The 17485-nt window shown below is 55.1% G+C and carries 19 protein-coding genes; 3 read left to right on the top strand and 16 right to left on the bottom strand.

Features of this window, described 5'->3' with window-relative positions:
* Window positions 1–46: 46 nt before the first annotated feature.
* The 4 genes from K5905_RS08550 to yajC form a co-directional block, all read right to left on the bottom strand.
* Entirely contained in the window at window positions 47–424 is a 378-nt protein-coding gene (locus K5905_RS08550) for an Mth938-like domain-containing protein (protein WP_297582518.1), read from the bottom strand.
* Between the two features lie 11 nt (window positions 425–435).
* Window positions 436–1386 carry a protein translocase subunit SecF gene (gene secF / locus K5905_RS08545; RefSeq protein WP_297582516.1) on the bottom strand — a complete coding sequence of 317 codons (951 nt, stop codon included), beginning with the start codon at window positions 1384–1386 and terminating at the stop codon, window positions 436–438.
* Between the two features lie 16 nt (window positions 1387–1402).
* Window positions 1403–3013 carry a protein translocase subunit SecD gene (gene secD, locus K5905_RS08540; protein WP_297582514.1) on the bottom strand — a complete coding sequence of 537 codons (1611 nt, stop codon included), beginning with the start codon at window positions 3011–3013 and terminating at the stop codon, window positions 1403–1405.
* A gap of 73 nt (window positions 3014–3086) precedes the next feature.
* On the bottom strand, window positions 3087–3419 hold the full coding sequence (gene yajC / locus K5905_RS08535) for a preprotein translocase subunit YajC (RefSeq protein ID WP_297582512.1): 333 nt from the start codon (window positions 3417–3419) through the stop codon (window positions 3087–3089).
* 137 nt (window positions 3420–3556) lie between these two features.
* Between yajC and K5905_RS08530 the strand changes: the two genes are divergently transcribed.
* Window positions 3557–4489, top strand: coding sequence for an ATP-binding protein (locus tag K5905_RS08530; RefSeq protein WP_297582510.1), 933 nt, complete (start codon window positions 3557–3559; stop codon window positions 4487–4489).
* Between the two features lie 58 nt (window positions 4490–4547).
* Here the strand turns inward: K5905_RS08530 and K5905_RS08525 are convergent, their stop codons facing one another.
* The 11 genes from K5905_RS08525 to nagZ all read right to left on the bottom strand — a co-directional run bounded on the left by K5905_RS08525 (window position 4548) and on the right by nagZ (window position 14479).
* Window positions 4548–5921, bottom strand: a complete 1374-nt coding sequence (locus K5905_RS08525) for a M23 family metallopeptidase (RefSeq protein ID WP_297582508.1) — start codon at window positions 5919–5921, stop codon at window positions 4548–4550.
* A gap of 230 nt (window positions 5922–6151) precedes the next feature.
* Window positions 6152–6844: a protein-L-isoaspartate(D-aspartate) O-methyltransferase gene (locus K5905_RS08520; protein WP_297582505.1), complete on the bottom strand. Its 693-nt coding sequence runs from the start codon at window positions 6842–6844 to the stop codon at window positions 6152–6154.
* 21 nt (window positions 6845–6865) lie between these two features.
* Window positions 6866–7624: a 5'/3'-nucleotidase SurE gene (gene surE, locus K5905_RS08515; RefSeq protein WP_297582503.1), complete on the bottom strand. Its 759-nt coding sequence runs from the start codon at window positions 7622–7624 to the stop codon at window positions 6866–6868.
* A gap of 159 nt (window positions 7625–7783) precedes the next feature.
* Window positions 7784–9064, bottom strand: a complete 1281-nt coding sequence (serS, locus tag K5905_RS08510) for a serine--tRNA ligase (RefSeq protein ID WP_297582500.1) — start codon at window positions 9062–9064, stop codon at window positions 7784–7786.
* A gap of 74 nt (window positions 9065–9138) precedes the next feature.
* Window positions 9139–9939 carry a twin-arginine translocase subunit TatC gene (gene tatC / locus K5905_RS08505; protein WP_297582497.1) on the bottom strand — a complete coding sequence of 267 codons (801 nt, stop codon included), beginning with the start codon at window positions 9937–9939 and terminating at the stop codon, window positions 9139–9141.
* Complete coding sequence (tatB, locus tag K5905_RS08500; protein ID WP_297582494.1) at window positions 9936–10373, bottom strand: Sec-independent protein translocase protein TatB; 438 nt, start codon at window positions 10371–10373, stop codon at window positions 9936–9938. The genes tatC and tatB overlap by 4 nt, the downstream gene beginning before the upstream one ends.
* Before the next feature lie 41 nt (window positions 10374–10414).
* Window positions 10415–10639, bottom strand: a complete 225-nt coding sequence (locus tag K5905_RS08495) for a twin-arginine translocase TatA/TatE family subunit (RefSeq protein ID WP_297582492.1) — start codon at window positions 10637–10639, stop codon at window positions 10415–10417.
* A 142-nt stretch (window positions 10640–10781) separates the two neighbouring features.
* The gene (locus K5905_RS08490) at window positions 10782–11921 is read right to left on the bottom strand and encodes an ABC transporter ATP-binding protein (protein WP_297582488.1); all 1140 of its coding nucleotides are present in this window, start codon (window positions 11919–11921) and stop codon (window positions 10782–10784) included.
* Window positions 11921–12619, bottom strand: a complete 699-nt coding sequence (gene scpB / locus K5905_RS08485) for an SMC-Scp complex subunit ScpB (protein WP_297582486.1) — start codon at window positions 12617–12619, stop codon at window positions 11921–11923. Before scpB ends, K5905_RS08490 begins: the two co-directional genes overlap by 1 nt.
* The gene (locus K5905_RS08480; protein WP_297582521.1) at window positions 12609–13421 is read right to left on the bottom strand and encodes a ScpA family protein; all 813 of its coding nucleotides are present in this window, start codon (window positions 13419–13421) and stop codon (window positions 12609–12611) included. Before K5905_RS08480 ends, scpB begins: the two co-directional genes overlap by 11 nt.
* 38 nt (window positions 13422–13459) lie before the next feature.
* A complete protein-coding gene (gene nagZ / locus K5905_RS08475) occupies window positions 13460–14479 on the bottom strand; it encodes a beta-N-acetylhexosaminidase (protein WP_297582484.1) in 1020 nt (339 codons plus the stop codon).
* 117 nt (window positions 14480–14596) lie between these two features.
* Here nagZ and K5905_RS08470 point away from each other — a divergent pair, with 117 nt between their 5' ends.
* Window positions 14597–15613 (top strand): alpha/beta hydrolase-fold protein, encoded by a 1017-nt coding sequence (locus tag K5905_RS08470; protein WP_297582482.1) that lies wholly within the window; start codon window positions 14597–14599, stop codon window positions 15611–15613.
* Window positions 15614–15632: 19 nt separating this feature from the next.
* On the opposite strand, the gene K5905_RS08465 is transcribed toward K5905_RS08470, so the two are convergent.
* Window positions 15633–16556, bottom strand: coding sequence for a DMT family transporter (locus tag K5905_RS08465; protein ID WP_297582480.1), 924 nt, complete (start codon window positions 16554–16556; stop codon window positions 15633–15635).
* A gap of 178 nt (window positions 16557–16734) precedes the next feature.
* Between K5905_RS08465 and K5905_RS08460 the strand changes: the two genes are divergently transcribed.
* On the top strand, window positions 16735–17485 hold a 751-nt coding region (locus tag K5905_RS08460; RefSeq protein WP_297582479.1), incomplete at its 3' end, for a LysR family transcriptional regulator.

Genomic DNA, 17485 nt, shown 5'->3' with positions numbered 1-17485 from the left:
ATCGAAATCGGTCGTCATCTAAATCCGCATGGCTAGATAAAACGCCTCAGTCAACTGCAAGAAGCGCCGCGGCCACTGCTCTGTTTTCCGACAACAGAACATTGAATGTGCGCACAGCAGCTCCGGTCGACATGGGATCGGCCAGAATGTTCGCCTCCCGGAACTTATCCCTCAGGACCACAGGAAGTGGACTAAGGTCCACTCCCGTGCCGATAAGAAGCACCTCGATGTCTTCCTGCTCTTCCCAGACGCGTTCAAAAGCCTCCGTGGAGAAGTCTGAGGGAGCCGTCAGATTCCAACCGTAGATACCGCTGGGCACACACAGCAGGGAGCCACGATGGGACATCTCGGCAAACCGGAACCCGCCGTTGCCATAGGCATCCAGCGGCGCCCGGCCCGGAAAGTGCGCGTTCCGGATTTCCATTGCATCAACCCTCAGGCGCTTGCCTTCGTTTCAGAGCCCTTTTCGCCGTCATCTTCCTTCGAAGACAGCGCGTCTGCGCGCAGGTTCAGAAGGATCAGGAAAGGAGCTGCCAGGAAGATCGACGAGTACGTGCCGATGACAATGCCGAAGATCATGGCAAGCGTGAAGGACTGAATGACCTCACCGCCAAAGACATAGAGCGCAATCAACGCCAGCAGCGTCGTTACGGATGTCATCGTCGTACGCGACAAGGTTTCATTGATCGACTGATCCAGAAGTTCGGTCAGCGGGCGTTTCTTGTATTTTCGAAGGTTCTCGCGGATCCGGTCATAGACAACCACGGTATCATTGAGCGAATAGCCGATGATGGTCAGGACCGCCGCGATACTCGAAAGTGAGAAGTCGAGTTGCAAAAGAACGAACAGACCAATTGTGATGATGACATCGTTCGCGGTCGTCAGGATCGCCCCAACGGCAAACTGCCACTCGAAACGGAACCAGATATAGAACAGGATCGCCAGCAACGAGGCCGCAACTGCAATCGCCCCGGCCTGTGCGAGTTCCCCCGAAACACGCGGTCCGACAACCTCGACGCGGCGGAAATCCACATTGTCGTCTGCAAAGATCGTACGGACGCGAGACACAACAGATTGCTGCGCCAACTCGCCGCCGGGCTGCTCTTCGACGCGGATCAGAATATCGTCCGATCCGCCGAATTCCTGAACCTGGACGTCTCCCAGGTTGAGCGACCCCAGCTCGGACCGGATAGCACCGATATCGGCGGGACCATCGGTTTTGATTTCGATGAGCGTTCCGCCCTTGAAGTCAATGCCGTAGTTCATGCCGACAGTGAAGAACCCCGCCAGTGAGGCAATGACGAGCAAAACAGACAGCGGAAAGCTGACTTTCCGCAGCCACATGAATTTTATGTGCGTGTTGTCCGGAACAAGTCTCAGCAACATTTGTTATTCTCCCGGATCAAATCGGCAACTTGGACGGACGACGGCGGCGGATCCAAAGAGCCACCAGCAACCGGCTGAACGTGAAAGCTGAGAAGACGGTTGTGAAGATACCGATCGCCAGCGTCACTGCAAAGCCACGGACAGGTCCGGAACCAAGCTGGAACAGGATGACCGCGGCAATCAGCGTGGTGATATTGGCATCCAGAATGGTGCCCAAAGCCCGACTGTAACCGGCGTCAATTGCCGAAATAACCGATCTCCCGGCTCTCGCTTCTTCCCGGATCCGCTCGAAGATCAGCACATTCGCATCAACGGCCATACCAATCGTCAGCACGATACCAGCGATGCCAGGCAAGGTTAGCGTTGCCTGCAGCATTGTCAGCGCGCCGAAAATCAGGAAGATGTTCGTCATCAGAGCGAGGTCGGCGATCATTCCGAACCGGCCGTAGGCCAGGATCATGAACACGATCACAGCGGCACCGGCGATGATGGATGCCAGTTTACCGGCCTCGATGGAGTCCGCCCCAAGACCAGGACCGATGGACCTTTCCTCAATAATCGTCAGTTTGGCAGGCAGCGCACCAGCCCTCATCAGAACGGCAAGATCATTGGCAGCATCAACGGTAAAACTGCCGGAAATCTGTCCGGTTCCGCCGGGGATTATGCCACGAATTACAGGAGCCGAGATCACTTCGTCATCAAGGACAATTGCAAATGGACGGCCAATGTTCTCAGCTGTGATCTGTGCAAACTTGCGCGCACCTGTCTGATTGAATCGGAAGGTGACAATTGGCTCGTTGGTCTGTGGATCGAAGCCGACCTGCGCGTCGACCAATTCCTCACCGGTCAGCAGAGGAACTTCGTCGAGTAGATAAGGTGATGGCGGATCATCTATGGACATCACCACCATCGTACCGACCGGAGGACGGTTTTGCAGCGCCTGCTGCGCAGACATGGATGTGTCAACCATGTGGAACGTCAACTGCGCGGTCTGCCCCAGAATGTCTTTCAATCGTTCAGGGTCGCTTTCCCCGGGCGCTTCCACCAGAATTCTATCGGTGCCCTGACGCTGAATGTTCGGTTCGGTTGTACCAAGCTCATCGACGCGGCGGCGAATGACTTCGATCGATTGCTGAACCAGCGAGGTCATCCGGTCATCAAGCCCCTCTTCCGTAAAGGTGAAGCGGATGAGACCGTCATCGGTTGCCGTCAACCCGAATTCGTTGACCGGTTGCCCTCCGAACAGGTTTGACACCAATGGATTGACAAGGGGCTGCAGCCGCTCCTCAGCTTCATCCAACCGGGTCAGATCGCGTATGCGAACCTGAGCAGAATCACCCTGAACACCGAGGCCCGTATAGCCAATTCTCGGGTCGTCTCTCAGCGTCGTCCTGATTTCGCTAACCAGCGCTTTCATGCGCTTGTCGACATAGTCCTGCTTGTCGATTTCGAGGAGCAGATAGGCCCCTCCTCGCAGATCCAGACCAAGAACCATCTGGTTTTTGGGCAGGAAGTCTGGCCAGCTTTCAAGCTGTTTGGCGGAAAAGAAATTCGGCAGTGTCATGAGGACGCCAGCGGCAACCACAAGAACAATCAACACGATTTTCCAGCGGGCGAAATGGAGCATGGTATAGCCTTAAAAGCTGCCAGGCCGATTGCAACCGGCCCGGCGAATTCATCCGATCGGCGTTTCGAGGACGTTACGCGTTGTCTTTAACAGGCTCGGACTTGGAACGCACTTCCTGTACCATGGAGCGGACAACACGAACCTTGACGCCTTCTGAAAGCTCAACCTGAACTTCTCCGTCGTCTACCACCTTGGCAACCTTGCCGATAAGACCACCCGTGGTCACAATGGTGTCACCGCGACGCAGGTTCGCGACCAACTCCTGATGCTTCTTCATGCGCTGACGCTGCGGCCGGATAATCAGGAAATACATGATCGCAAAGATCGCCACGAAGGGCAGCAGGGACATGAGGAAGTCCGGACCTGCTGCTCCGGCGGATTGCGCATAGGCTGGGGTGATCAACATTCAACTCTCCTAAGGGGCGTTCTTGATGTCCCGGGTCAATTATCACCGTGGGCAAAAACGCTCTAATTCTGGTGGCGCGGACTATAACGGCGGCACGCCTCATTTCAAGCTTTGCAAGCAGATTCTGGCGTACCGGTATGGGAATAACTGGCGTTTTCGAGCTAGCATCCCCCGTGTTACTCCTGCCGCAACTTACTTCAGGGCCTCAAAACGACCTTGCTGCGTTAAACGCGAAACTCGATTCCCTGATCGACCTGATCGCCAGGGCCGTACCTGCAAAAGCTTCCGTGCCGAACTGGTCAGCTGCAGATGCCTTTGTCTGGGTTCCAGACCCCGGAGAACTTCATGCCATACCCGAGGTAAACCGTGTCGACATCACGCTTCTTTGCGCGGTTTCCCACGTTCGCGACCTGCTGCTTGACAACACCCGGCGCTTTTCCAAGGGGTTGCCAGCAAACAATGCCCTGCTCTGGGGTGCGCGCGGCATGGGCAAATCGTCGCTGGTCAAGGCTGCCCATGCTGCCATCAATCAGGAAAACGGCAACTCCGATTTGAAGCTGATTGAAATACACCGTGAGGACATCGAATCCCTGCCTAAACTCATGACACAGGCCCGGAATGCTCCGTATCGGTTCATCGTCTTTTGCGACGATCTGAGTTTTGACAATGACGACACGTCCTATAAATCGCTGAAAGCCGTGCTTGAAGGTGGCATCGAAGGGCGTCCGGACAATGTCATTTTCTATGCGACGTCGAACAGGCGGCACCTGCTTCCCCGGGACATGATCGAAAATGAACGTTCGACGGCCATCAACCCTGCGGAAGCCGTCGAAGAAAAGGTTTCCCTATCCGACAGATTCGGTTTGTGGCTCGGTTTCCACAAGTGCAGCCAGGATGACTATCTGGATATGGTTCGCGGCTATGCCGACCATTTTGACCTGAAAGTCTCTGATGAAGATTTGCGGTCGCAAGCTCTGGAATGGGCCACAACGCGCGGCAGCCGGTCCGGCCGTGTGGCTTTTCAGTTTGTTCAGGACCTTGCAGGTCGCCTAGGCAAGACACTTAACTGACAGGACCCAAAAACCCGGCTCGACAGGCCGGGTTTTCTTTCATTTCAAATGAGATGGATTATCGCTGAGGCAGATGCTTGAGCGGGTCGACCGGCTTGTTGCCTCTGCGAAGCTCAAAATGAACCTGTGGCTGATTGACGGAGCCAGTTGCTCCGGCGAGGCCTACCACGTCTCCACGACGGATCCTGTCACCGCGCTTTACCTTTAGCTCGCTATTATGCGCATAGGCAGACACCCAGCCTTCGCTGTGTCTGACTAGAACCAGGTTTCCATAGCCCTTCAGCTCATTCCCCGAATAGATGACTGTTCCGTCATCCGCGGATTTGACCGGAGTGCCTTCGGGCACAGCCAGATTCACACCCTCGTTTCTGCCACCACCCGGCTTCGCGCCAAAGTCCGAAATAATGCGCCCACGGACAGGCCAACGGAACTGTTCACTCGAAACCGAAGTTTCTTCCTGAATGCTCGCGACAACGGCAGGCGTCTTGATCGGTGCGGTTGGTGCGGCCTCCTTGACGACAGCAGGCTGCGGCAATGCTGAAGTCTCAACCGAACCGGAAGGAACAGCAGCGACCGGTGTTACGACCGGCTGCTTACGCGGCGCCGGAGAATTTGATGCAGGGGCGCTTTGCGAGATGGACGCCGTTGTCAAAGGCCGGCTGGCACCTGCAGGCTTGCGTTTCGGCAAGGAACTCACACGGATGACGTCAACTTCCTCAACAATAGTCTCACTTCGGCTGATTTGCGTGAAACTCGGCTGACTGAAAGGTTTGCGCTCGGGTGTCGGCAAGGCTCCCCGTGACGTCGACTTGGGAACGGATGCCGTGACGACCGGCCGTTTGCCATCGGAATGAACATATGTTGGAATGATGATGCTTTGACCCGGCTTGACGTTTTTGGGGTCTTCAATGCCATTTACAGCGACCAGAGCCTGCACTGGAACTCCAAACCGTCGAGACATGGAGTTCAGATCGTCCCCTTGCCGAACCTGAACGCGAGTTCCTCCGGTGGAGGTCCACCCTTTCCAGTTCTTGGCATTTGCGCTTACCACCGGAACAGACGGTCGTTGTGACACTTCAGGAGCCGGCAATGTCGCAACCGGTGTCGTTTTCACCGGAGCAGATGCGGTTTGCACCGGTGCGGGCAGCGGCGCAGACTGAATGGCCGAGGGCTTTTTAGATACCGACCCCGTCGTTACGGGTTGAGAAGAGGTCGGAGGCAGGCCGGCTACCGTTCCACCTGGCCCGTTCACAATATCCTGATAGCTTGGCTGATCCAGAATTTCCCGCTGGTTCTGGGTGTTTCCCGTATAATAGGGAGGTTCTCCAAAGCGCTCTACTGCACTGGAACATCCCGCCAGGAATGTCGCAACCAACGAGACAGTTGCAACCTTGCCCAAAAGATCCCTGCGGAGGGTACGCGTCCGCTTCATCATCGCCTTAACTCAAACCGCTAACAATGGCTGTTATGGTTAAGATTAAAGGCCAGTAAGGTTTATAAAGACTAAAGACCGGTCATCGTTTGCCAGAAAAACCCAGTATTCTCAGTCAACGCCTGAGTTTCAACGCCTGGTCACGTGAAATTTCATGGTAAATCCCAGCACATTGAACTGACGAAAGCGGTTCCACCCACGCCCTTTTGCCGCCTGCACGCCATTTTATTTCAGAGTTTCAACGCGATTCCCGGTCGCAGCATGACCGTGCGAACCGTCATCAACGTTTCGGCGGTCATAACGTTTTCCGTTTTCTGAAATCGAATCAGAGACTGGATCTCATTCTCTTTTCCCACCGGTGCAATCAGAAGGCCGCCTGGCTTCAACTGCTGGATCCAACTGTCTGGAATTGTCTCCACAGCAGCTGTTGCAACGATCCTGTCGTAAAGACTCTTTTGCTTCAAACCTTCGAAGCCGTCTGCTTGCCAGGCTTTGACGTTCGTCAGTTTGAGCGCGGCAAACCTGCGGCTCGCAAGATCAGTCAGTGTTGAATATCTGTCTAGCGTTTCAACTCTTGCAGCAACATGGGCCATCACGGCCGCCTGATAGCCCGATCCGGTCCCAATTTCCAAAACAGCATGCGCGTCTGTCAATTCAAGAGCCTGAACGGTGAAGGCGACAGCCGACGGAGCTGAAACGGTCTGTCCGCATTCGATTGGCAAGGCGGCGTCTTCGTAAGCAAGACCATGATGCCTTGCTGACAGGAACAAACGCCTCGGCACCCGTTCGATGGCAGCGAGCACTTCCCTCGCGCCAACACCACGACGCCGTAATCCGAGCACAAGTGCAGCGCGCGCTTCTGCCTCGTCGGGCAACGACGCTGAATTGACTACGTGCTCGCCGCCGGGCGATTGACCGGCCATCGAAAACTCCCCGGTTCGGGACTATTGCAGGGCCCCGGTTAAGTGACTCACCAGATCATGGGCCGTGAGATCTATGCGTAACGGTGAAACGGATACATATCCATCTGCAATTGCCTGCAGATCTGAATTATCAAGAACGGATTTACCGCGATCCCTGAAACGTAGCCAGAAATACGGATTGCCCCGGCCATCCTCACGCTCATCAATCGAGAGACCGCTTTGCTCATGGTGCCCCTGAACCGTAACCTTCACCCCCTTTACGTCCTGCGCTGAACATGCGGGAAAATTCACATTCAACAATGTGTAGGGAGGCAGATCGAAACCGATCAACCTTCGAAACAGGTCGGGTGCATGAATTTCCGCAGTCGTATAGTCCGGCTCCGCCACCCCGCTCCAGCTGTAAGCCTGGGAAACCGCGATCGCACGGATGCCTAAAATGGCGGCTTCCATCGCTCCTGCGACCGTCCCTGAGTAGGTTATGTCTTCGGCAAGGTTCTGACCTCTGTTGATACCGGACAAAACCAGGTCCGGCATGCCAGGCAGAACTTTGCGTACACCCATGATAACGCAGTCGGTCGGAGTTCCCTTCAGCGCGAAATGACGGTCGTCTATTTGCCGCAACCGCAGCGGATCATTGAGGCTAAGGGAATGGGCAACCCCGCTTTGATCGGTTTCCGGCGCGATCACCCAAACGTCGTCTGAAATTGTCCTTGCAATCTTCTCCAGGCTGTTCAGACCAGGCGACTGGATACCGTCGTCATTCGTAATCAAGATGCGCATTGAAAACCTGCTACAATCAAAAAGATCAAGGTTGAGCGCCGCCCCCGGCGAGCGGCATATGAAACGAATCCAGGCGGCGTCTAACCGTCACCGCCTGTTTCCTGATTTGCCCGTTGGATCGAACCTGATCGGGACCACAAGTGTCATCGGACGCCAAGTTTATCCGATTTTTTCAATCCCGCCCATGTAGGGACGAAGTACCTCCGGCACGGTGACCGTGCCATCTCCATTCTGGTAATTTTCCAGTACGGCAATCAGCGCGCGACCGACAGCTATGCCAGACCCGTTCAGTGTGTGCACATGGCCGAGCTGCTTGGAGTCTGTTGGACGATAGCGCGCGTTCATGCGTCGGGCCTGGAAATCGCCACACACGGAACAGGACGAAATTTCACGATAGGCATTCTGCCCCGGCAGCCAGACTTCGATGTCATAGGTCTTGCGTGCTCCAAAGCCCATGTCACCAGTACACAGTGTCATGACCCGGTAGTGGAGCCCCAACTCCTGAAGAACCTTTTCCGCACAGCCAAGCATTCGTTCCAGCTCGTCCAGCGACTCTTCCGGCTTTGTAACCGACACAAGTTCACATTTCTGGAACTGGTGCTGGCGCAGCATACCTCTGGTGTCGCGACCGGCAGATCCGGCTTCCGAGCGGAAACAGTAGGTCAAGGCAGTCACACGCAACGGCAATCGATCTTCAGCAAGAATTTCACCAGCCACAAGGTTGGTCAGAGGCACTTCTGCGGTCGGGATCAAATAATGGTCCGTGGTCGTCTTGAAGAGATCCTCTTCGAACTTGGGTAACTGACCTGTTCCGTAAAGCGGGTCACTATTGACCAGCAATGGAGGCGAAACTTCCATGTATCCGTGCTCGCCGGTGTGCAGGTCGATCATGAACTGACCGAGCGCGCGTTCCAGGCGAGCGATCTGACCCTTGAGCACGACAAAGCGCGATCCGGACAGCTTGGCAGCAGTAGCAAAATCCATGTCGCCCAGATTTTCTCCGAGCTCATAATGCTCCTTCGGCGCTTCATTGAACGTGAAGGTCGGCTTTTCACCATGTGTCTTGAAAAGCACGTTTTCGCTTTCGTCCTCTCCAACCGGCACATCATCATGCGGCAAATTGGGTATAACGGCCATTGCGTTTTCCAAGTCGGCGACCAGCTTGCGCTCTTCTTCCTCGCCGGATTGAATGAACGCTTTGATTTGCGCGACTTCGTCAATCAGTTCCTGGGCTCGCGCGTTGTCGCCCGAACCTTTCGCCTTGCCTATTTCCTTGGAAGCCGCATTGCGCCGTTCCTGCGCTTCTTGAAGCTTGGTGATGTGGGAGCGACGGGAATCGTCCAGCGCAATCAGTTTGGCTGCGGAGGCTTCGTATCCCCTTTTTGCCAGGGCCTGATCAAAGGCTTCTGCGTTTTCCCTAATCCACTTAATATCAAACATCTTCGCTTCCCGAACGACGGTCGTTTCTAGTCACATTCCGTCCGTCCGATTGGAACACCGTCCTTGGCCTGAATTCAGGCCGCGGCGTCCTCGGCTTCACGCTTGGCTTCGCGTTCCGCTCGTTGGCGCTCCACAAGTCTGACCGACAGAATGGAGACTTCGTAGAGAAGCAAAGTGGGCAGCGCAAGACCGATCTGCGAGATAGGATCGGGGGGTGTCAAAATTGCAGCAGCTGCAAAAGCACCCACAATGGCATATTTGCGCTTTTTCTTGAGGCTTTCGGAGGTCACCAATCCGGCTCGTCCCAGCAATGTCAGCACAACCGGGAGCTGGAACACCAGACCGAATGCGAAGATAAGGATCATGATCAGACCCAGATATTCGCTGACCTTGGCCAAATGTTGGATCGCGACTGTCCCTTCGCCCGCGACCTGCTCCTGAGACAAGAAAAAGCCCATCGCCATTGGCATGATGAGGAAATAGACCAAACAGGCGCCGATCAAAAACAGAATCGGAGTGGCGACCAGAAACGGAAGGAAGGCGCCGCGTTCATGCTTGTAGAGGCCCGGAGCAACAAACATGTAGATCTGACTGGCAACGACAGGAAATGCGAGAAACAAGGCACCAAACAATGCCAGTTTCAACTGAGTGAAAAACCACTCCTGCGGAGCGGTGAAGATCATCTCCACCGGGTGCCCCTCACCCGCGGCTCGAAGGTAGGGTACGGTCAAAATGTTGTAGATATCGGTCGCGAAATAGAAACAGATGACAAACATCACGAGAATTGCACCGATCGACCACATGAGCCTTTGGCGCAATTCAATCAGATGTTCGATTAGAGGCGCCTTGGAGGCGTCGATTTCATCCTGGCTCATGCCTTAACATCTTCCGTCACTGGCTTGTCCACCGGCTTGGCACCAGCATCAACCGGTACCTTCTCGGCTGTCTCAGCGACTGAGGGCTTCTCGGCAACGACCGGTTCCGGGTCTTTGCTCTCAGCTTCAGTGGAAGCTGCCTTCGGCTTCGACGCATTCTTGACTGCTTCCTCTTCGATGGACTTCTTGATGTCGCCCAGAGGATTGAAGTTCGCAGCCTCTTCAACGTGCTTCTTCATGTCCGCAATGTCTGCCTGCTGCTCAGCTTCACGCAAAGCATCATTGAACGTGGACTGGAACTCGCGCGAAAGCTTTCGCATTTTCCCAATCGTCTGTCCCAGAGTGCGCAGCATGCGCGGCAGGTCTTTTGGCCCTACAACGATGATCGCAACACAGGCGATCACCAATAGCTCGGTCCACCCGATATCGAACATGAGAATATTCGTCCCTTAAGGAGACGCGATGCAGATTGAGATCAGCTCGCTTTGGTCTGATCTTCAGCTTTTGCCGTCGGTGCAGCTTCGCTGGCCTGATGATCGATTGTCTTCGTAGAGTCGGCTACGTCGTCTTCGGCCATGCCTTTTTTGAAGCTTTTGATTCCCTTGGCAACATCGCCCATAAGTTCGGAAATCTTGCCACGCCCGAACAGCAGAACCACCACCACCGCGATGATCAAGATCTGCCAGATACTAATGCCCATACGCCAAACTCCTGATAACTGGCTTTAAAGCCCTTAGGCCCTTGTACAAAAACGGACCTGCCCCTGCAATATACACGTGAAGAACATTTTGTGCTCTTAGACGGAATAACTAGCCAGGGACTGCATTAACCTGCACCGTTTCCTAAATTTGGGACTGGTGCCGCGGAAAAACAAGCACGTCCTTTGGATCAGTGGTTACCGCAACGTCCATACCCGTTTCCCAGGGACTGCCTGCGCGCACCCTTGCCTGCAGCGCCTGATCCGATCCATCAATGACAATGGTCAGCAGATCCACTTCACCGACAAACCGCTTGTCTCTCACCCTGCCCGGCACGCCGCACAAACCGGCCTTGTTGAGTAAAACACCCTGTGGACGAACACAGACATCCACCTTTTCACCCGTGGTCAAGCCGTCCGACGCCAGAACGCCGATCGCTGTTTCAAGGCCCGCAGTCGTGACTTCACCTTCGAGCTGGTTGAGTTCAGAGAAGAACCTCGCAGCGAACAAATCCGCCGGGTGCTTGTAAAGATCCGCTGCCGTTCCGTGCTGAACCAGCCTGCCGCGACGCATCAACGCGATTCTATCGCCCATGCGCATGGCTTCTTCCGGGTCATGGGTCACGATGATACAGGTCGCTCGTGTTTCCCGGATCACCGCCAGCGTTTCATCACGCACATTGTCGCGCAGTCGCTTGTCAAGCCCCGAAAAGGGCTCGTCCATCAAAAGAATGCCGGGGCGTGGCACAAGCGCCCTTGCAAGCGCGACGCGTTGTTGTTCTCCACCCGACAACGCATGGGGATAGTCGTCCGCATAATCCGTAAGACCGACACGTCCAAGAGCCCCCATTGCAGCGGTCTGCGCTTCTTTCCGGGGCAAATTGGTCAAGCCGAACATGACATTGGAAAGAATGCTCATATGAGGAAACAGTGCGTAGTCCTGGAACATCAGTCCAACGCCGCGTTTTTCCGGTGGGAGAAAGACCTCTTCGCCGGCAACTTCGCGCCCGTTGATCAGAACCTTGCCGCGGTTTTGGCGTTCCACGCCGGCCGCAATTCGCATCAATGTCGTTTTACCGCATCCCGAGTGCCCGAGTAGGCAAAGAATTTCTCCCGGCGCGATAGACAGGTTCATATCCTTGACGGAAGAAACGCCGTCATAGTCATGTGAAACGTCCTCGAAGACCAGCCCGGCAGCGATCGTAGCGCCCGCCGTTCCGCGCGCGCCCCAACTCAACTGGTGACCGTTTCCGTTGGAATAAGAAGACTTGTCTTGCTTCGACATCAGGTTTCGTCCGCAGCATCATCAAACAGCGAACCGTCTTCTAGAGGATCTTCGTCTTCGGTCAATGCGACTTCATCACTCGGGGTCGGCACATGGAAGGATGCAGGCACTGCACTGTCCAGAAGACCGGCTCCCTTCAGTTCTTCCAAACCCGGCAGATCCTTGACGTTTTCCAATCCGAAATGGACCAGAAACTGTTCGGTGGTGCCGTAGGTCACGGGACGTCCGGGAGTGCGGCGTCGGCCACGCATCCTGATCCAGGTGGTTTCCAACAGCACATCAAGTGTTCCCTTGGACGTTGAAACACCCCGAATTTCTTCAATTTCCGCACGGGTTACCGGCTGGTGGTAGGCAATGATCGCCAGTGTTTCGAGTGCTGCGCGCGAGAGTTTGCGCTGTTCTTCCACATTGCGATGCATCAGATAGGCAAGATCTTCTGCAGTCCGGAAACACCATTTCCCAGCCAGCTTGACCAGATTGACGCCCCGCGGCGCGTAAAGCTTTTGCAGCTCCTCGAGCAAGCCGAGGACGTCGGTCCCGTCGGGAGCCCGCAACGTCAACTCTTCCAGAGACAGTGGTTCAGATGAAGCAAACAGGAGCGCCTCAATCATGCGCTGGCCTGCAAGATCCGCTTCCGAAGCAACTTTTTTCTTCTGCTTGCCTTTTTCAGGCGTCAACAGATCCGGGTCAGACGCCATGATCCTGCTCCTCTACGATGGAGCGGATATAGACCGGCGAGAACGGTTCGCCCTGTCGGATTTCCACCTGCCCTTCACGGACCATTTCCAGACTCGCGGAAAATGTGCTGGCAACAATCGTTGCCCAGTCCTTGTTGTCATAAAGATATTCGCGCAAGTAAGCGTTCAACGGAGCCCATTCGCTGACCCGGCCGACCAGCTTAGTTAGAAGTTCCCGCGCGTCCTGGAGCGACCATACAGTTCGCTTCAAGACGCGAACCGAAGTGACGGATTGCCGTTGTCGTTGCGTGGCATAAGCGGAAAGCAGATCGTAAATGGAAGCATCCCAGATGCTTTTGTGCTCCACTGACATGGTTTCCGGAGCTCCACGGTGAAAAACTTCCCTGCCCTGGCGGCTCCGGCTCATCAGCTTTTCGGAAACTTCCCTCATCGCTTCCAGGCGGCGCAGACGGAAGGCCAGAGCTGCCGCAAGCTCTTCACCTGTCGGTTCGTCCTCGTCCTTCTGCTCCGGAAGAAGTAGTTTCGATTTCAAGAATGCCAGCCAGGCGGCCATGACGAGATAGTCCGCGGCAAGTTCCAGACGCATCCGCCGTGCTTCAGCAACAAACTCCAGATATTGTTCGACGAGTTCGAGGATGGAGATCCGCGCCAGATCAACTTTCTGCGTACGTGCAAGCCCGAGCAGCAGATCGAGCGGGCCCTCAAATCCTTCAACATCAACCACGAGCTGCGGATCGGACGTAGCTCGTGTTTCGACAGAATTGACAGAGCTCAGAAGGTCATAGGAACCGTCTTCTGACATCTGTCTGTTGTTTTCCAATTCCGCCATTTCTGCTCCGGTCATACACCGCGCCAATCGGTAAGCGCACGGAACTCCTCCCAGGCCTCATCCTTCTGGAAGCCTGATTCTGGAACTTTCAAGCCCGTCAGCGCGCGCTCACAACGACGTTTCGCGTCGCCTGCCAATTCCGGAACGGCGGACGCTACGGCGCGCATTTCGTCCATGTCGCCATTGCAATGCAGAACTATGTCGCAACCTGCCTCGATAATCTTGCGCGACCTTTCGTCGAAACTGCCGCCCAAAGCCTTCATTGAAATGTCATCGCTCATAAGGCATCCATCAAAGCCAATCTCGCTTCTGATGACATCCTGAACGACCTTCGCACTTTGTGTTCCTGCCGAATCCGGATCAATTCCTTCGTATACAATATGGGCAGTCATCCCCAATGACACATAGGAAAGTTCCTTAAACGGGCGGAAATCCACGCTTTTTAAGGAAGAAAGGTCTGCTTTCACCCTGGGCAATACATAGTGGCTGTCGACAACTGCCCGCCCATGGCCAGGGATGTGTTTGATCACAGGAAGGACGCCACCTGCTATCGCACCTTCAATCATGGCCTGTCCCAGCTTCGCGACAACTTCAGGTTCTGAGGAAAACGAACGGTCGCCAATAGCGTCAACCGTGTCGGGAAAACGGACATCCAGGCAAGGAAGGCAATCGATTGTTATTCCGACTTCACAAAGATCCGCAGCAATCAACCTTGCGCCGAGCCAAGCTGCGCGCAAAGCTTTGTCCGGCGCATGAGCAAACAAATCTCCATAAAGCTGAGGAGTTGGATATTTGGGCCAATTGGGCGGCTTCAGCCTTTGAACCCTTCCCCCCTCCTGATCTACCAGCACAGGAGCATCCGGTCGTCCAACGGCTTGCCTGAAGGCCCTCGTTAAGGCCAAGACCTGGTCCGGAGCTTCTATGTTGCGTGCAAACAGGATCAGGCCCCACGGGTTTTCGTCCCGAAAAAGAGCAACTTCGTCTTCAGTGAGTGTCAGGCCGGTGCAGCCGGAAACAAAGGCTTTGGTCATGTTTCCGGATTAAACGGCCCTCCCGGTCACGTCAACAAAGGGTCACCTGCCTCTTGCGTCCAATCTGTGAACTTGCAATCTAGACGCCTACCATCATCGGCATGATTGGAGCTTTCCATGCGCGCGCGTCTCGATATCCCCGCTGGTACACTTCACCGGATTTCCCACAGGTCCGAGATCCTCGGCAGCAACCGGCTCGGGGATACCGCAACGCGTGAAATTGTTGTCTATGTTCCGAACGGGCACGATGGCACTGGATTGCCGCTTTTGGTGGACATTGTCGGCTTCACCGCTGGTGGACCTGCTCATGTCAATTGGAAGAATTTCGGCGAGAATGTACCGGAGCGGCTGGACCGTCTTATCCATGACGGTGAAATGCCCCCCGTCGTCGTGGCGTTTCCGGACTGTTTCACCCGTCTCGGTGGCAATCAGTACATCGACAGCGATGTTATGGGTCCCTGGGGGACCTGGCTGACAACGGAAATGCTGGAAGATGTGGAAGGCCGTTTCGGATGCGGCGGACAAGGAATGCGCGGCATCTTCGGCAAGTCCTCCGGTGGCTATGGTTCAATCATCCACGCGATGAAACATTCCGATGTCTGGTCCGCTGCCGCCTGTCACTCCGGCGATATGGCGTTTGAATTGTGCTACCTGCCTGAAATGCCAAGCGCATTAAGGGCAATCGCAAAATCCGGGTCAATCGAAGCCTTTGTCAGAGACTTTGAAAAGGGTCCCAAGTATCCAGGCAACTCCCTTCATGATCTTATGACATTCGCTATGGCGGCGACCTACGACCCGGACCCGGACCCCGATGTCTTTTGCGGGATTCGTTTGCCGGTCGATCTCAACACATGTGAAATCATCGAAGATCGATGGAATGCCTGGCTGCAATGGGACCCTGTGCACATTGTCGACCAACATGTTGATGCCCTGAAATCCCTGAAGGGGCTGTGGATCGAATGCGGCGATGTCGATCAATACAATCTCGTTTACGGCGCCAGACGTTTGAAGGGAAAGTTGGATGCACTCGGCGTTGATCATGTTTATCAGGAGTTCAACGACAATCATTCATCCATCGATTACCGCCTGGATGAGAGCCTGCCCTTCCTGGTGAAGAGACTGACAGGCGAATAAGCAAGCGGCAGGCCTCGCCTCAGGAGGCCTGCTTCGCACTGCGAGTCCGAATCGGCAGTGCAAGGACCAGCCCACCGAAGATGATCAAGAGCGCGCCAAGTGCTGCAATGGGGGTCGGAACTTCTCCCCAGACAATGAAACCGAAAACCGCCGACAACAGAACGGAGCCATAATATATTGGCGCCAAGGTCGCCGCCCCGGCACGTCGATAGGCCGAGATATTGAGCGACTGGCCTATAATTGCGAGCGGACCGAGCCAGGCGAATGCCAGCAGCGCCTGCCAGGAAATTCCTTCTGAGACGATCAACCAGACCGCGGGGCCGGTAAGCAGGACTGCAGCGACGACATTCACATAGGCAAGAATGGTCACCGTGTCTTCGCGTTGCGCGATGTAGCGCATAATCAAGGCTTCGCAAGCCATGAAGATCGCCGCCATAAATGCCGCGGCGATGCCGTCAGCAGCATAACCCGACGCCCCGGATGTGCCTTCAACTGCCTTTACGATCAGAAATGCTCCCACTACGCAAAACCCGCCGGCAATCCAATGACGTCCGGAAATCACTTCCTTGAGGATCAACCCTGCAAGCGCAATTGCAATGATGCCTTTGGTGAGACCGATTGCTGTAGCATCTGCCAAGGGCATCACGCTTGCAGCGTAAACTGAACACGCCAGACCGCCGACACCACAAATTGCGCGCATGACGTGCAGCTTCCAAAGTGAACTGATCCGGGAAAACAACGGAACGCGCTTGATAGTGGCGACCGTTGTTATGGTCAGTGCTCCACCAAGAAAACGTAGCCAGACAAGGACAACAACAGGCACCATGCCATTTGCCAGTTTCCCGGCGGCGAAAATCGGCGTGAATGCCGCCATTCCCGCAAGAGCAAGAACGAGAGCCAGCGCGATGTTTTCTGAACGCATGTATGCAGATTGCGGTGGCACGATGTTCACTCCATGGATGTGCTACCTATCAGATTTAGCAATCTTTCGTACCTGCGAGCAGATATCAAATCCCCATGACGGGTATGCGTTTTTACATCACATTGCGTCACTTGCTGCATATAGGTATAACTTGCTCATGAATTGGGATGATCTGAAACTAATTGATGCAGCGGCAAGAATGCGTTCCCTATCCGGCGCCGCGAGAGCGCTGGACATCAGCCAGCCGCAGCTGAGCCGACGGCTCAAGAGCTTTGAAGACCGTGTCGGGGCCAGACTGTTCGACCGAACACCAACTGGCCTGAAGCCCACAGAAGCAGGCCTTCGGCTTATTCCCCTTGCTTCTGAAATGCGACAAAAGGCCGACGCAGCCAGCAGGGTCCTTCCAGACCTTTCCGGCGCTGCCTTGAAGGTTGTTCGTGTTGCTGTTGACGAAGTGCGGGCAAGGGTCCTCACCGACCAACTTCGTGACCTGACGAGATTGCTGGACGGCGTCGAACTGGAAATCATCTCCAGCCACCTACACGCGGACCACCAATCGCGCGGTATTGAACTCCAGATTCGAAATTGCTTACCTGAAACAGATACGCTCATTGCTCGCAAAATCGGGGAGCTTTCCTATGGCGTCTACGGGTCTGCACGTTATGTGCGAGACAACCCCGCGGCACGGACTGAAAGTCGATATCATGCCTGTACATGGCTTGGATTTGCACCGGACGATCTTTGGTATCCCGCGCATGTTCGATGGATGGAATCCCGAGGCCTTGCGCGCCCGGGCCTTCGAACCAACACCATGACAACGCTGCTGAACATGACCGCATGCGATGCCGGCCTGGCCTTGCTTCCGTCGTTCATGGCAGACGCTCACCCGGACCTCGTCGGATTGACCGGGCCTCTGGCAGAACTTACCCATGCAGAGCACATCATCGTCC

It is taken from the genome of Roseibium sp. (genome assembly GCF_025698965.1).
Lineage (GTDB): Bacteria > Pseudomonadota > Alphaproteobacteria > Rhizobiales > Stappiaceae > Roseibium.
Note: the sequence above shows the minus strand (reverse complement) of the source record. Positions and strands in the feature narration are given on the sequence as shown.